The 16,267-nt window shown below is 41.8% G+C and carries 13 protein-coding genes and 1 rRNA gene; all 14 read right to left on the bottom strand.

From position 1 onward, the window contains the following. A 16S ribosomal RNA gene (locus tag V6C27_08730) occupies positions 1 to 730 on the bottom strand; the annotation flags it as partial. 698 nt (positions 731 to 1,428) lie between these two features. After that, the gene (locus V6C27_08725; GenBank protein ID MEG6616500.1) at positions 1,429 to 2,589 is read right to left on the bottom strand and encodes an S-layer homology domain-containing protein; all 1,161 of its coding nucleotides are present in this window, start codon (positions 2,587 to 2,589) and stop codon (positions 1,429 to 1,431) included. A gap of 14 nt (positions 2,590 to 2,603) precedes the next feature. Continuing rightward, positions 2,604 to 3,815 carry an anti-sigma factor domain-containing protein gene (locus V6C27_08720; protein ID MEG6616499.1) on the bottom strand — a complete coding sequence of 404 codons (1,212 nt, stop codon included), beginning with the start codon at positions 3,813 to 3,815 and terminating at the stop codon, positions 2,604 to 2,606. Next, the gene (gene sigI / locus V6C27_08715; GenBank protein MEG6616498.1) at positions 3,815 to 4,564 is read right to left on the bottom strand and encodes an RNA polymerase sigma-I factor; all 750 of its coding nucleotides are present in this window, start codon (positions 4,562 to 4,564) and stop codon (positions 3,815 to 3,817) included. The genes V6C27_08720 and sigI overlap by 1 nt, the downstream gene beginning before the upstream one ends. A gap of 201 nt (positions 4,565 to 4,765) precedes the next feature. Beyond that, positions 4,766 to 5,368 carry a GDSL-type esterase/lipase family protein gene (locus V6C27_08710; GenBank protein MEG6616497.1) on the bottom strand — a complete coding sequence of 201 codons (603 nt, stop codon included), beginning with the start codon at positions 5,366 to 5,368 and terminating at the stop codon, positions 4,766 to 4,768. A 3-nt stretch (positions 5,369 to 5,371) separates the two neighbouring features. Beyond that, positions 5,372 to 5,983: a DedA family protein gene (locus V6C27_08705; protein ID MEG6616496.1), complete on the bottom strand. Its 612-nt coding sequence runs from the start codon at positions 5,981 to 5,983 to the stop codon at positions 5,372 to 5,374. Between the two features lie 228 nt (positions 5,984 to 6,211). After that, positions 6,212 to 7,963 (bottom strand): pyruvate kinase, encoded by a 1,752-nt coding sequence (pyk, locus tag V6C27_08700; protein MEG6616495.1) that lies wholly within the window; start codon positions 7,961 to 7,963, stop codon positions 6,212 to 6,214. Between the two features lie 20 nt (positions 7,964 to 7,983). Beyond that, a complete protein-coding gene (pfkA, locus tag V6C27_08695) occupies positions 7,984 to 8,946 on the bottom strand; it encodes a 6-phosphofructokinase (GenBank protein ID MEG6616494.1) in 963 nt (320 codons plus the stop codon). A gap of 169 nt (positions 8,947 to 9,115) precedes the next feature. Beyond that, the gene (locus V6C27_08690) at positions 9,116 to 10,066 is read right to left on the bottom strand and encodes an acetyl-CoA carboxylase carboxyltransferase subunit alpha (GenBank protein ID MEG6616493.1); all 951 of its coding nucleotides are present in this window, start codon (positions 10,064 to 10,066) and stop codon (positions 9,116 to 9,118) included. Between the two features lie 5 nt (positions 10,067 to 10,071). Then, positions 10,072 to 10,920: an acetyl-CoA carboxylase, carboxyltransferase subunit beta gene (gene accD, locus V6C27_08685; GenBank protein ID MEG6616492.1), complete on the bottom strand. Its 849-nt coding sequence runs from the start codon at positions 10,918 to 10,920 to the stop codon at positions 10,072 to 10,074. Between the two features lie 30 nt (positions 10,921 to 10,950). Next, positions 10,951 to 11,142: a glutamate decarboxylase gene (locus tag V6C27_08680; protein ID MEG6616491.1), complete on the bottom strand. Its 192-nt coding sequence runs from the start codon at positions 11,140 to 11,142 to the stop codon at positions 10,951 to 10,953. 101 nt (positions 11,143 to 11,243) lie between these two features. Next, a complete protein-coding gene (mtrB, locus tag V6C27_08675; protein MEG6616490.1) occupies positions 11,244 to 11,474 on the bottom strand; it encodes a trp RNA-binding attenuation protein MtrB in 231 nt (76 codons plus the stop codon). Between the two features lie 107 nt (positions 11,475 to 11,581). Continuing rightward, positions 11,582 to 15,133, bottom strand: coding sequence for a DNA polymerase III subunit alpha (locus tag V6C27_08670; GenBank protein MEG6616489.1), 3,552 nt, complete (start codon positions 15,131 to 15,133; stop codon positions 11,582 to 11,584). A gap of 166 nt (positions 15,134 to 15,299) precedes the next feature. Beyond that, positions 15,300 to 16,115: a DUF169 domain-containing protein gene (locus tag V6C27_08665; GenBank protein ID MEG6616488.1), complete on the bottom strand. Its 816-nt coding sequence runs from the start codon at positions 16,113 to 16,115 to the stop codon at positions 15,300 to 15,302. Positions 16,116 to 16,267: the final 152 nt, after the last annotated feature.

The raw sequence follows: 16,267 nt of genomic DNA, 5'->3' as shown, positions 1-16,267 counted from the left end.
AGTTACAGGCCAGAAAGCCGCCTTCGCCACGAGTATTCCTCCTGATATCTACGCATTTCACCGCTACACCAGGAATACTACTTTCCTCTCCTGCACTCAAGTCTCCCAGTTTTAGAAGCTATCCCAGGGTTAAGCCCTGGGTTTTCACTCCTAACTTAAAAAACCGCCTACACGCCCTTTACGCCCAGTAATTCCGGACAACGCTCGCCCCCTACGTATTACCGCGGCTGCTGGCACGTAGTTAGCCGGGGCTTACTCTTATGGTACCGTCATTATCTTCCCATAAAACAAAGGTTTACAACCCGAAGGCCTTCTTCCCTCACGCGGCATTGCTCCGTCAGGGTTTCCCCCATTGCGGAATATTCCCCACTGCTGCCTCCCGTAGGAGTCTGGGCCGTGTCTCAGTCCCAGTGTGGCCGTTCACCCTCTCAGGCCGGCTACCCATCGTCGCCTTGGTAGGCCTTTACCCCACCAACTAGCTAATGGGACGCGGATTCATCTATTAGCGGAAAACCTTTTAATTTCTCTCCATGCAGAGAAAAATGTTATCCGGTATTAGCTCCGGTTTCCCGGAGTTATCCCAGGCTAATAGGCAGATTATCCACGCGTTACTCACCCGTCCGCCACTAGGTTTAATTAAAAGTAAACTTTCAATTAAACCCCGTTCGACTTGCATGTGTTAGGCATGCCGCCAGCGTTCGTCCTGAGCCAGGATCAAACTCTCCATAAAATTTCTTTATGAATAAGCTGATTTAGCTCATTATTATCAACGTTTTGCATGTGTTGCTTTATTTAGGCTCAATGAATTGAGCCTCTACAACATCCATCTCTTACTGTTTAGTTTTCAAGGATCTGTTTGTTTCCAGTTGTTGCTGTCGCCCCTCAGCGACAAGATTAAGTTTAGCATCTTTGTCGACTTAAGTCAACCGTTATTTTAAATTTTTTCGTCAAATGCTGTTTACAATGGATCAAGGCTCTCCACATTATAGGAGAGCCTTGACAGTAAGGTCTGTAATCACCTTCGCTACAGCCATCATACATCTCTGCACAGCCCAAAACAACCTTTCGATCACAGCAGACCATTACAAAACATATGATGACCTTTGCTCGACCATTACAGATACTTAGGAAGCCTCGGACATTCTAACAACCGCTTTAGACCTCTACGGAGCTCGGCACCTGCCTCACTGCTCAGCACCCATAATAGTCTTAGCTCGACCGCCATACATACCTTGTGATCCCAAAATAATCATTTAGACCGGAACCTACCGGCACCTATAGCGATCTTCCCGCCGGCCAATGTTGAGCCAAACTAGACCCGCATCGACCTTTGGCCGACCACACACCCAGCATTAATGAATACCTTGTGGCAGTCTGGGCTCAGCAATTACAAACCTTTCGTTATTAATATTTCCAATAAGTTGTTATTTATTCGTCATCTTCTGCTAATGTGCTAAAACTCCAGCTATACTTACCAAAGTTATTTCCCTTTTCATCTTCAATTATATTTTTAGCAATTTCAACCCTATATTTGCAACGGTAATCCAACTGGTCTTCAAGTTCAATAATTAATTTATTACCGTCTATTTCTACACTATCGATATCAACGTCCTCATCTTCGGTGAGATTAGTGATGGTTATCCCTGCTAACACATCATCTAAATCATCCACCGGCTGAATATCTATGTTAAATTTTATTGTCAATTCATCAATATCCACTTCAACATTTTTCGCACCATCTGCAGGGCGAACATATCTTATAGCCAATTCATCAACATCATTCTCTTCAATAATAATCTTCTCGGCTTTTTCTTGTTCATCTCCAACAAACCCATTGCATGCCCGATAAAGCATCAGCACGGCCTCTACCCGTTTTAGTGGTTTTTGAGGGTCTAAATACCAATCACCCTTATTGTCCTGACGGCCACCCAATATACCCTCGTCAATAGCTGTCGCTACATAGGCACGCAAATTAGCAGAAATTTTTCCTTCATCCTGATATTTGTCCAATATAGCTTCTACTTTACTATCGCTTAGCAAATCTAAACCCTTTGCCCTTACAATAGCCACCGCTACATCTTCACGGACCACTTGCTCCTTGGGATAAAAATAGATTTTACCATCTTTGCTGTAACCAGTTAAATATGGTTTCACAGTTTCGATGTAGTTATAAAACATATTGTCAGCTTTAACGTCCACAAAGCTTTGGGATTGATCATCTACTAATTCTACTCCCATGGATAAAACAAATATCTTGGCAAATTGCTCTCTGGTTACATATACATTGGGTTTAAAGTTGCCATCTTGGTAGCCATTAATAATACCACATTCTACCATCCGATATATTTCATTGTAGGCTGGATAACCCATTTGTATGTCTTTAAACTTGGTATAATTTTTTTGTATTTGTTTGACCATTTTTTCTTGATGCTTATACATTTCTTTAACCATCTTTTCTTGGTGCTTATATAGATCCTTGGCCATATTCTTTTCTTTTACCCACTGAGGTTGATCAGCCATAGCAACACCTGTAACCAAAAATGTCATTAGGCAGGCCAATGCAACGGCCAATGATAATTTGTTACGCATTTTACTCCCCCCATTTAATCATCATTATTTTTCAACCTTTGCTTTTGCTTGTTGTCGTTATCTGACTTTTCCACTCGGGAATGGTCCGGTTGTTTTTGTTGCAATTTCTTTTCAATCCCTGGTGGTAAACCCTTTGCTGTATCACGCAGAAATTGTTTTTTCTCTAATCCAGGTTGCCGTTTCTGCATAGCATTATGATTTGCTTTCTTTTCTTTGATTTTTTCAATTCTTTTGCGTTCAGTTTGAATATCTCTAGTAACCCTTTCATCTGATTTTTTCTTCCAGCTGTTGGTTTTATTTAACCGCTGCTGATCTTTGCCTGGTTCAGTTAGCACAGGTTGCAGACCTTCAACTAGTTTCTCCCTTTGTTCCGGTGTAATTGTTTGCCCTTGCTGGGTAGCCTTATCCAATAGCCGCTGCAATTTTTTGCCTTGCCCAGGCGGCAACTGTTTCTCCCAATTTTTATCTGACCGTTGCTTTAGTAAAAGTTGCTCTATCTTAACCTGTTTCTGCTGCTCCAGTTGGTAAATGCCTTGATTGCGGATTTCCTCCATAGTTAGATTAAGACCACTTTTTTGGGCTTCTTTATACAACAAGTACTTACCGGTGGATAAGCCTGCTTTTTTTGCTTGTTCGCGGTCGGCAGTTGCAGACTGTTCAACCACTACCTTGGCTGCCATTTGGTTATTCTGAATCGGTTTGTTAATGGCTTGTTGGATTTTGTGCTCTTCAATTTTTATTGTTTCTTTATCTTCATTAACAGTTACGGTGGACAATACCACATTTTCACGCCCCGGCTCCAAATAACCATCTGTAATCGCTTGCTCTACCAACAGTGGCAGCGCCTGATATAGCTGCATCCCAATTACATCCACTTCAGCGGCTATTTTTTTGCCATCGCTGTTTAATCCTTCAACCGCCGATATCTTGAGCTCTTTATTCACCGCCAATTCAATACTGGGGTTGATGTCCAATGCCACATAAGCCATGGCCTCTTTGGGATAAAAATGTTGGTAGCCCGGTATCAATAGCACCATTAAAAACAAAGCTGCTGCGACAACTATATATTTAAAAGATGTTTTTTGTCTGTACCTTACCGCTTCTATCTCTTCTCCCAGGCGTACATGTCCATTGGGCAAAATTACTTTAACAAATTCCCCTGTCGATGTCATTACAATACCCTGCTTACCTTTGCTTTGCATCAACATGCCTTTAACCATAGCCATTACTGGACACCCCCCTTTCCCCAATTGGTTAACTTGAGATATGAATAAATATAAATAAACCTATCTCGGTAATAAATTAAAAGTGCCAATGAAACAATGTACCTTCTTCCACGTTCTAAAGTTTTTCTTTTTACCCCTGTAGTTAAAGTTAGTTCTGCTATGGGCAGACGTTTCTTGGTTAGTAGCTGGTTAATTAATTGGTTATCATTTGCTAACTTCCAAGCTACTGCAACTAGGCTTTGTCTTGAATCTCGGTGTTTGGGAGAGGCATCTACCAATTCTGCATAGGTTAAGCCATATTCTGCAAGCAGTCTGCCAAATTCCAGCACTTCTTCCTGCCTTTCTCTTGCCGCGGTTTCGTTTATGTAATTTTCCCAAGCCTGGTTAGTTTCTGCACTGGTATGAGGATACTCTATACCGTCTGCGGTGATTGATTCCTCTAACGGCACCGTTGTATGCTTAGATTCTTTACGAAAAAAGTCCTTGAGACGACTTTTAATTACCATTCGGGCATAGGCCAAAAACGGTATCTGTTTTTCTGGAGCATAGCGATTGATTGCTTCGTCCAAAGCTATTAAACCAATGGATAGTTCATCATCTCTACCCCATACCATATTTCGCTGGCAAAATGTACTTACAACACGCAGCACAAATGGTTTACCAGCACTAAGAACTTGTTCTCTAGCGTTGGCATCACCATTTTGGGCACTAGGCAGTTTTTCTTCTATTACTTGTTCCAGCGTAAGCAAATAATTACACTCCTTATGTCTCCCATCCCCCCTTATCACAATGTATAAATTATTGTGTCTTTAGTATTGATTTACGTGATGAAGTACCTAAATTAGGGGGTTATAGAATTTAATTCTTTTGTCCTTAAAAAGTAATAGCCTCCAAGAAAAATAAAAAACTTGGAAGCTATTTTTGTATATTGTACTTTATTTTTGCAAATTTTACAATCGCTGTAAATTATGTGCCAGTTTAAGCAACGGTTTCTCGATATTTTGAGCTAAAATCTGATATCCTCTAATGTTTGGGTGACCGCCATCATGGTAATATAGCTCTGCATTACCCTGATCTGTTCCCGACTGACACAGGGGTTGATAAAAATCAAATAAATTCAATCCATTGTCCTTGGCATGTAGTTTAATCCAACTTCTAATTTCATTTAATCGCAAATTAAAGGCCTCCACATTTGGCAATTGGTAATAGTCATGGACTTTTTCTTTGATGATTGGCGCCGGTAGGCCTAAAATAGCAACCGCCGGTGTATCCATTACCTTTTTTAATAAATTTAGGTAATTATTTTGGGTGGTATTAAATGCAATCCCCTGCCAAGCATCATTTGTGCCCGCCAAAATAATCACTGCATCGGGATGGTGAGGTGCCACATCAATGTCATATCTGGCCAACATATCTGCCACGGTATCATTACTGACACCGGCATTGATTAAATCTAGATTTAATTTTTGCTGACAAAGGTGCACCCAAGACTTATCTTTAGCATAGGGATAACCGGCAGTGATACTATCTCCTAAACAAACTATCGTAGGCAAATTTTACACCCCATTACGTTCTTTGTTTTTATTATTGTAGTATTTATAAGCAACAAACAGCAACAGTAGAAAAACACCCACCAGCCATAATTTGGAACTGATTACCGCACTGGCTTGCTGCCAACTATGGCCAAATATATAACCAATGCTAATATTTAGGGCAGTCCACAATGTTACAAAAGTACAACTATAAATAAAAAACCAAAGGTATTTTATTTTACCAACCCCAGCCAAGTAGGGAGTGACATTACCAATGGTGGGAATAAATCGGCCTAAAATAATAAAAGCAGCGGCGGATTGCTCCAGCCAATGCTGTCCCTTAGCTAATCGTTGCCCAGTAATTCTTAAATAACGACCAAACCTTTCAACAAAAGACAATCCCACTCGCTGGCCAATAAAATAAGCAGCACTACTGCCAGATAAATGCCCAACAAACACCACTAACAAAACTTCAAAAAATGATATGTCCCCCCGCTGGATTAAAATACCAGATATAATAATCATAAAGCCCCCGGGAAATGGCACCCCTAAACCATCGATAAAAATCCCTATCAATAACCCTAAAGTTCCCAATTTAATTAGGTACTGTAGGATAGTATCAATAAATTGCTCCATCCTATTCCTCCTCGGGCTTAGTATATCCCTATGTTTCAACTGCAATAAAAATAAGGCAAAATAAACGGAAAAATCCCACCAGTAATCCTGGCGGGATTTATTATGTACATATGGCAAGGATCGGAACCGCTTCCACGCAGTTCTTATCCCCGCCGCCAATGGTATACATTATACTTCGGACATGTTAACTCAATGTCAATTTAATGTTAAGTTTTTGTTAATTCAGCATTATAATACTCTGGCGGAACCGCTGTATATTAACCCCCGTTGACCATCCACAGTAATCACTTCCTGGTCTGGAATTATTCGGGTAGCATTTTCTACGCCAACTATAACCGGAATGCCGATATTGATACCAACAATGGCGGCATGGGAAGTGATGCCAGCCTCTTCGGTAATTACTGCCGCACATTTTTCCATATAAGGCACAAAATCTCTATCGGTGCCAATGGCCACCATCACATCACCATCAGTTATTTTTTGTTGGGCATCTTGGATGTCGCGACAAATCTTCACTTTGCCCGTTACTGCTTTTTGACCAATGCCGGTACCTTTGGCCAGAATACGACCAACGGTGTGTACCTTTAACAGGTTGGTGGTTCCATGTATCCCCACCGGTACACCGGCGGTAATAATCACCAAATCACCAGCTTTGATAAAACCTGCCCCCTGGGCCACTTCTACCGTAGCCGATATCATTTCATCGGTACCCGTTATGTCATTAATTAATAACGATTCCACCCCCCATACCAAAGCCATCTTCCGCAATACCTTTTGATTAGGGGTAACAGCAATAATGGGTGATTTAGGACGATATTTAGAGATCATTTTGGCAGTGTAACCCGAGGCGGTGGCGGTAAGAATTGCCGATGCCTCCAAATCAGATGATACCGTGCACACCGCACTACTTATACCATCGGTTATTGTACTGGCTTGATAGTCGCCGTATCGTTTTAAATAATCAGCATAGGGAAAAGATGATTCAACCCTTAGGGCAATGCGGTTCATAGTTTGCACTGCTTCAATGGGATACTTACCAGCGGCACTTTCACCAGACAGCATAATGGCGTCGGTACCATCTAAAATGGCATTGGCAACGTCGGATGCCTCTGCTCTGGTGGGTCTGGGATTATGTGTCATGGACTCTAACATTTGGGTTGCAGTGACCACTGGTTTACCCACTCTATTGCATTTTTTTATCAGCATTTTTTGTATCATTGGCACATCTTCGGCTGGTATTTCTACCCCTAAGTCACCACGGGCCACCATAATACCATCTGAAACCTTTAAAATACCGTCAATATTATTTACAGCCTCACGACTTTCAATTTTAGAAATAATATGTATATCGGCATTATACTGCTCCAATATATCTCTGATGGCTAAAACATCCGCGGCTTTGCGGATAAATGAGGCAGCGATAAAATCCACCTGTTGTTCGACACCAAACAGAATGTCTGAAATGTCCTTATCGGTAAGGGCGGGTAAATTCACTGTTATTCCAGGTAAATTTACTCCTTTACGGCTCTTTAACTCACCACCGTTAATCACTTGGCAATGAACTGCGGTGGCACTTTTCTCCAATACTTCTAATTCTATTAGACCATCAGCAACTAATATTTTATCACCCACACCAACATCTTGAGGCAACTCCTTATAAGTTACCGATACTTTATGGTTATCTCCTTTGATTTCCTCGGTGGTTAGTGTAAACTCATCACCGGCCCGTAAAAAAATAGGTTCTTCCTTAAAGACACCCAACCTAATTTCTGGTCCCTTTGTATCCAGCATAATGGCAATATTTTTGTTTACCTCTCTGGCGGCCTTTCTAACAAGTTCTATTCTGCGGCCATGATCTTGATGGTTGCCGTGGGAGAAATTCATTCTCGCAACGTTCATTCCGGCCAACATCATTTTTTTTAGGGTATCTATATTTTCACTGGCTGGACCAATGGTGCAAACAATTTTTGTACGTCTCAAATTAACTCCCTCCAATACATTTATATAGAAAGCACGTTAGCTAGATCAAGCAATTCCTTTTCAATGGTTTTTTTCTGGTTAAAAACATCTTCCAAATCATAGGCCACCACTTCACCGGCCCGAATGCCCACCACTTTGTTGGTTTCTCCAGACATTAATGTTTCCACAGCCTTGGAACCCATTCGGGAAGCAATTACTCGATCATGGGCAGTGGGTATACCACCCCGTTGCAAATGGCCAAGGATGGTAACCTTGGTATCAAAACCAGTGATGTCCTTAATTTTTTGCCCCACTTCTAGACCGCTAACGGCCCCCTCGGCAACAACAATCACACTATGTAGTTTGCCTCTTTTAACACCACGCAATAACTTATTACAAATTTCATCAATGCTGTGGGGTACTTCCGGAATAATAATGGTCTCTGCACCACCGGCCAAACCTGCTTGCAAAGCAATATATCCCGCATGGCGCCCCATAACTTCCACCACAAAGGTGCGTTCATGGGATGTTGCTGTATCTCTAATTTTGTTAATGGCATCCACCACATTGTTTACCGCTGTATCAAAACCAATGGTATAATCAGTACCGGAAATGTCATTATCAATGGTACCGGGTATACCTACCATGGGCAATTGATATTCGTCGTAAAATTTTTTGGCCCCTTTAAATGAACCGTCTCCGCCAATAACCACCAGACCTTGAATACCAAAACGCTCTACATTTTCATAGGCCTTTGCCCTACCCTCGGGGGTAGTAAATTCCTCTGAACGAGCAGTATGTAATATTGTTCCACCCCGATGGATGATGTCAGCCACAGAACCCAAATTCATTGGCCACATATCGCCCTCAATAAAGCCATTATAGCCACGATTAATGCCAATGATCTCCATGCCATGAAAAATCGCCTTTCTTACCACTGCACGGACGGCAGCATTCATCCCAGGCGCATCACCACCACTGGTCATCACAGCTATTCTCTGCATATTTTAACCCTCCCAATTGTTTCTTTTATCACAGTCTATACCAAGATTACCAGTCACGGTTAATAAATTTTTAATTTCTTTTTGTGAATTCTAAAAAAAGGGCTCCTAAGAGCCCTTTTTGCCACTATCATGCGCCAAGGAACTTGGCGCAAGCCAAGCTTTGTTAACACTAACCCAGTTGTCCAATGGTTCTAAACTTTTGATATCTTTTCTGTAGCAATGCTTCTAATGGATATTGCCGCAATTCATTTAAATTATTTTTAATTGTTTCTTTAATTAGTTTGGCGGCATTTTCAGGTTCTCGATGGGCTCCACCCAACGGTTCAACAATAACATCGTCAATTACCTTTAATGCCAACAAATCCTGGGCAGTGATCTTCAATGCCGCAGCTGCTTCATTGGCTTTGGTACCATCCTTCCACAATATGCTGGCACAAGCTTCAGGGGTGCTTACCGAAAACACAGCGTGCTCTTGCATCATTATCCTGTCAGATACACTGATGGCCAAAGCCCCACCACTGCCGCCTTCACCAATGACCACCGAAATTAGTGGTACCTTAAGGGCAGACATTTCCATTAAAGCTCTGGCAATGGCCTCGCCTTGGCCTCGCTCTTCAGCTCCCATGCCACAGTAGGCACCGGGTGTATCTACAAAACATAACACCGGGCGCTTAAATTTCTCTGCTTGTTTCATTAACCGCAGAGCTTTGCGGTACCCTTCGGGATGGGCCATCCCAAAATTACGGGCTACATTTTGTTTAGTATCTTTTCCTTTAACGTGACCGATAACTGTGACCGATTGACCATCAAAGCGGCCAATACCACCGATCATTGCAGGATCATCACCATACAGACGATCACCATGCAGTTCAATAAAATCAGTAATCATGTACTTAATATAGTCCAAGGTATTGGGACGTTCTGGATGGCGGGCTATTTGTACCCTTTGCCACGGCGTTAAGTTGCTGTATATCGACTTTTTAAGTTCTTCTGCCCTGGTCTCTAACTTGTTGATCTCACTGCCAAGATCAATATCTTTTTCCTCAGCAAAGGTTTTGAGTTCTTCAATTTTAGTTTCCAGTTCAATAATTGGCTTTTCAAATTCCAACAGGCTGGCCATAATCCTTATTCCTCCTCTGCATGCAGGGCAAGAATGTTTGCCAGCATCTCTTTCATTTTGTTTCGGGGAACAATTAGATCCACAAAGCCATGCTGCCGCATAAATTCTGCCCTTTGGAAACCTTCCGGCAGTTTTTGCTTAATGGTTTGTTCGATAACCCTTGGCCCTGTAAAACCAATTAATGCTCCTGGTTCAGCAATGATAATATCCCCCAATGAAGCAAAACTTGCGGTCACCCCACCAGTTGTGGGATCAGTCAGCACAGAAACATATAAAACCCCTGCTTCACCAAGTTTGGTTAGCGCCGCCGACGTCTTGGCCATCTGCATTAGGGATAAAATTCCCTCCTGCATTCTGGCTCCACCGGAGGTGGCAAAGGTGATTAATGGGTATCTTTTTTGTTCAGCAGCTTCAATGGCCCTGGTGATTTTTTCACCCACCACCGAACCCATACTACCCATGATAAAGCTTGGGTCCATCACCACCACTACCACTGGATAGCCATTGATCGTTCCTTCCCCTGTAAGCACCCCTTCATTAAGGCCGGTGGCTTCTTGAGCTTTCAGTAATTTTTCTTCATAGTTAGGAAAATTCAACGGATTGCCGGACACCAAATCAGCGTCATGTTCCTTAAAACTTCCTTCATCCAAAGTCATGCTTATTCTGTCTTGGGCACTGACCCGGAAGTGATAATTACATTTAGAACAAACTTTAAAATTTTTATCCAATTCTTTTGTATAAAGTATTTCATTACAGCGATTACATTTTACCCAAAGTCCTTCTGGAATTTCTCGTTTTTCCGACTTAGGTTTTACCGTAACATACTTTTGTTTACGGAAAAATTCTAAAACCAAACTGTTACACTCTCCTTTAAATAAAAGGCACTAAAACATATTAATTATTTCCATCGCTTCGTCAACTTCAGAAGCCGGCACTAAAATTTCATAAGAGTTTGCATCGGCATCTTTGTTGCCTCCTAAGGGTTTAACCTTAACTAGTAATCCTTCGGTTGTAAGTTTCATTTTTAACTGTTCTGCCTCAGCTTTATTCTGCGCAATATATACCACTGTCCACACATTGACGCCCCCCTATTTTGTTCAAACGTCAATCTACTTTTCTACATAGCATCTAACAATCCTTTTTTTCTAGCAAAAGTCTTTAATTATTATCACAACAATTATTCCTGAGTGTTTATCGTGCCATGTTTAGTCATAATTTCAGCCCGACCGCGGATCTTAATTGCAGATGTGTGTTGGGTAAACTGAGCAATCATCACTTCACCCTTGTCCAATTTTTCTGTATGGTGAAACTTGGTATCTCGGCCACGGGTTAAACCAATAATGGTGACCCCATTCTCCAATGCCTTAATAACTATATATTCTCCAGTAATTTCGTTTAAGTCACTCATATATAACCATCCTTTTTCCTTTATTTAGCAATTCCATAGTAACATATTATATATCTTGTTACAAGTATATTGGTTTGTATACCCAGTATTTTTCCCGTTGTCAGTCTTTAAAAATCCAGTAATGAGCGAAAACCCTTTGGTGGGTGTTTTAATTTAGCAACGGGTTCATTGCTAAAATTTTTTTCAGTTCTTCTCTGTTTGCTCAATGGTTTCCATTTAACAACCACATTACTTTCACCCAATAACTGCTTTAAATGGGTTACCACCGGGCCAGGTACCTTTGTATAGTATTCTGCAGGCAATGGTTTTAATTCCTGGTTATTGTAATAAATAAAAACCCGTTGCTCACCGGGGTGGGCCCGTAATAGGTTGATTATCAATGTTTCTTGGTCACTATTTGGTGCTAAACGTAAATACAACGCCCGTTCTATATTGGTTAATGGAATTAGTTCTTCCACTATAATTTTTATTTCATCCTCAGAACTATCAGTGCGCCCCACCACTAAAAGCGGGCTTTCGGTGGTGAAAAATCGGCCGTACTTGCGATAAATGGATGGAAAAATCACCAATTCACAGGTGGCGGTGATATCTTCTAAAGTAGCAAAGGCCATTTGATCACCTTTTTTAGTATTAATGGTTTTAGCATTAATAATCACGCCACCAACCTGTACCCTTTCACTTCCTTCCAGTTCAGCCAGCTCAATTAATTTGTGAGTGGTAATTTGGGAAAATACATGTTGATATTCTTCCAATGGATGACCGCTAATATATAAACCCAAGGCCTCTTTTTCCAGCGCCAGCATATCAGCAAGGGAGTACTCAGGGATATCCGGTAACTCAATTTCCTGAATGTTGTTGGTGTCCTCTTGTCCCCACAGGTCCAATAAAGATATTTGACCACTGTCCCGTTCCCGCTGCGACTGCTGAGCCAACTCTAAACCCTTTTCTAACACTGCCAACAGTTGCGCTCTATAATGATTAAGGGTGTCGAAACACCCAGATTTTATAAGGCTTTCTAAAACCCTTTTGTTTACCGTTCGGCAGTCTATGCGTCGGCAAAAGTCACTATAACTCTTATAATTTCCTTGTTGCTTACGTTTATTAATTATTTCTTTAACTGCCCCGGTGCCAACATTTTTCACTGCGGCTAAACCAAAGCGAATGCTGTTGGCAACCACCGCAAAGTTCTCTTGACTTTCATTTACATCCGGCGGTAAAACTTTAATGTTCATCCGTCTGCATTCATCAATGTACGCCACTACTTTTGCGGTATTGTCCCGCACCGATGTCAAAAGTGCAGACATATAATAAGCGGGATAGTGAGCCTTTAGGTAGGCGGTTTGATAGGCCACCAAAGCATAGGCAGCTGAATGGCTTTTATTAAAACCATAACCGGCAAAAAACTCCATGAGGTCAAATATTTTTTCTGCTAAATGGCGATCATAACCTCTAGTAACTGCACCCGGAATGGGATGAGCTAACCTTTGGCCTTGATCATCTACCGAAGTACCATTTATAAACCACTCCCGATGCATTTGCATAATAGCAGGTATCTTTTTGCCCATGGCCTTGCGCAAGGAATCCGCCTGTCCCAAAGTGTACCCAGCCATTATTTGTGCAATTTTCATCACCTGTTCTTGATAAAGAATCACACCATAGGTTTCCTTTAGCACCGGTTCCAAATCTGGATGGAGATAATCAACTTGGCTCAACCCATGCTTGTTTTTAATAAAACTGTCCACCATCCCACTGCCCAAAGGACCGGGACGGTATAAAGCCACCAGCGCCACTAGGTCTTCAAAAACAGTGGGCTTTAGCTCCTTCAATATCGTCCGCATGCCGCTGGACTCCAACTGGAACACACCGGCACTATTACCTTTGGCCAACATTTGATATGTTTTTTGGTCGTCCATTGGTATGTGATTGATATCCACCGCAATGTTATTTAATGCCAAAAGATCAATGGTTTCCTGAATTACCGTTAGATTGCGCAACCCCAGCAAATCCATTTTTAACAATCCCAACTCCTCCACCGTTACCATCGGGAATTGGGTGGTAACCACACCATCAGAGGTGCGATATAGCGGCAAGTAATTGGTCAACGGCTCTTTGGAAATCACAACCCCTGCCGCATGGGTGGAAGCATGTCGAGGCATGCCTTCTAAAACGCTGGCAGTGTCAATCAGTCTGCGGGCCTCTTCATCGGTTTGGTAGAGTTCCCGCAATGCAGTGGATTGGCTAAGGGCTTTCTCTATCGTCACATTCAGTTCTGGAGGAATCATTTTAGCTATTTTATCTACATAGGAATAGGGCATGTTTAATGCTCTGCCCACATCACGTATTGCTGCCCGGGCTGCCATGGTACCAAAGGTGATAATTTGTGCCACCCGTTCGGCTCCATATTTTTTAACTACATAATCGATTACTTCTCCGCGACGTTCTTGGCAGATATCAATATCTATGTCCGGCATTGATAAACGTTCTGGATTTAAAAAGCGCTCAAACAAAAGTCCGTATTTCAGGGGATCTATATTGGTAATACCAAGACTATAGGCCACAATACTGCCAGCGGCACTTCCTCTGCCGGGTCCCACAGGAATATGTTTAGATTTAGCATAATTTACGAAATCCCAAACAATTAGAAAATAAGCAGCGAAACCCATTTGTTTAATGATGTTCAACTCATGTTCCAATCGATTTTTAACGTCCGCTGTTAATTGACCATATAATTTTTCGGCACCCTGGCAACATAAATATTCCAGATAACTTTCAGTGCTGTGACCTTCAGGAACGGCATAGTGGGGTAAATGCATCTGACTGAAATCCAACTGTACCTGGCAACGCTCGGCAATTTTGATGGTGTTCAATAATGCTTCGGGATGACCGGGAAATGCTGCAGCCATTTGCTGTCCGCTTTTTAAATACAGTTGGGTAGAGCTAAATTTCATTCTATCTTGCTGATCAACGGTCTTCCCTGTTTGAATGCACATTAAAACATCTTGAATCTTGGCGTGCTCGGACAAAGTATAGTGAACATCATTGGTAACCACCAATGGCAAGCCAAGGTCTTTACTGATGGCAATTAACTCTTTATTGGCAATCTTTTGTTCCGGAAAACCATGATCCTGCAACTCCAGAAAGAAATTGCCGGCGCCAAAAATATCTCGGTATTCCGCTGCCGCTTGTCTAGCCCGTTGGTGTTTACCTGCAATGGCATGGGCAGCCACTTCCCCGGCTATACAACCGCTTAATGCGATCAATCCGTTGGCATGGGCGGACAGTGCCTGTTTATCCACCCTGGGTTTATAATAAAAGCCCTTGGTATAGGCTTCGGAAACCAACTTAATTAGGTTTCTGTAACCAACTTCATTTTCCGCCAACAACACTAAGTGATACAATTGATCATCAACTTTAGGTATGCGATCATACATAGTTCTGGGGGCGACGTAAACCTCACAGCCTAAAATGGGTTTAATACCAGCTCGCTGACATTCTTTGTAAAAGTCGATAACTCCAAACATCGCGCCATGATCTGTGATGGCCAAAGCTGGCATACCAAGCTCTTTAGCGGTTTTAACCACCTGTTTAATGCGGGCGGCTCCGTCAAGCAAACTGTACTCACTATGTAAATGTAAATGGACAAATTGGTTTTCTTTCAAAGTATCTATCACCCTTAAGCAACTAACTCTATCAATTAATTATACTACAAGCTAAACACAAAGACATTAGAACTTAACTTAAAGTTATGACGCCATCCCCACCAAAAAAGGGGCTCCTATTATTAGGATGCCCCTTCGATCATTGATTTATTAATTGCTTATTCTATTATTTGGCGTAATCCTTAAAACGAACCATTGGACACTGTTTGCATACGTCTAAGCCAGGGTACTCTTGACCGCCAGCACCCAAAAATGAGGACCCATTTTTGTAGTGGTTAGTTCTCCGCAATAAATGGCTGGCCAATTGCTCAATGTGGTCACCGGGTATAAACAGGTTAACCTCTCCCCGCTCGGTCTTGCCGGATGTATAGCTACCGGCGCACATTGTTGACATACCGGCTGAGTTTTTACTATAGCACCTTACAGCCCCACCACAGGCGGCTGAATTGATTGTATGGGTTGATTCAACAGTTGGTACTCCAGTGGCACCAATGTAGTCATTTAATACATGGTAAGCTTGGAATACGTCAGTGACCATAAAGATTACATCAGGCTTAACCGGCGTTTTATAAAGGGGCGCTGTCATAATCCCTTTTAATTCACCCACTGGCAATCTTGGTTTGGCCAGCATACATTCCTTAGCAAAGTCCCAATCATTAACAAATTTCACATGATCATCAACGTCTTGATCAGTGGGTGCGTTAAAGCCAAAGGAAATTTTTGCGTTACCACACATCAGCTTGTCGGCATTAAATTTAACAATGTAATCTTCCATCCGCGAGGCCAGCGCCACTTGACAAAAAGTCATTTTGGGTCCGGGAACTTTTTCCACTTCCAGATTGTCGTATTCTTGCTGGTTAAAAAAGAATTTAACTGCCACTGGATTATAATCTAGTTTATATAAAGCAGCAAAGGCTTTGTGCATATCTTGGTAAGTTAACCTTTCTTTTTTTACTAACTCCTCCACATTAATCAATAACATATTGGCATACCCCCTTATAATATTAATTTGTAACAGCTTTCAGAAAATCCTCGCCAAGGGCTAGTGCTAACAATCACTATCCCTTATAAATCAACCCTTTTATATGTTTATATTAACAAAGCAGGTTCTTTTTATCTGCCAGCTAGATTACA

Source organism: Peptococcaceae bacterium 1198_IL3148, assembly GCA_036763105.1.
Lineage (GTDB): Bacteria > Bacillota > Desulfotomaculia > Desulfotomaculales > Desulfohalotomaculaceae > JBAIYS01.
The sequence above is the reverse complement of the archived record's forward strand: the minus strand, read 5'-3'. Positions and strand labels throughout refer to the sequence as shown.

Bases quoted from the DNA above. Each gene is read 5' to 3' on its own strand.
- V6C27_08725 (MEG6616500.1), bottom strand. From the start codon at position 2,589: ATGCGTAACAAATTATCATTGGCCGTTGCATTGGCCTGCCTAATGACA.
- V6C27_08720 (MEG6616499.1), bottom strand. From the start codon at position 3,815: ATGGCTATGGTTAAAGGCATGTTGATGCAAAGCAAAGGTAAGCAGGGT.
- V6C27_08705 (MEG6616496.1), bottom strand. From the start codon at position 5,983: ATGGAGCAATTTATTGATACTATCCTACAGTACCTAATTAAATTGGGA.
- pfkA (MEG6616494.1), bottom strand. From the start codon at position 8,946: ATGCAGAGAATAGCTGTGATGACCAGTGGTGGTGATGCGCCTGGGATG.
- V6C27_08690 (MEG6616493.1), bottom strand. From the start codon at position 10,066: ATGGCCAGCCTGTTGGAATTTGAAAAGCCAATTATTGAACTGGAAACT.
- mtrB (MEG6616490.1), bottom strand. From the start codon at position 11,474: ATGAGTGACTTAAACGAAATTACTGGAGAATATATAGTTATTAAGGCA.
- V6C27_08665 (MEG6616488.1), bottom strand. From the start codon at position 16,115: ATGTTATTGATTAATGTGGAGGAGTTAGTAAAAAAAGAAAGGTTAACT.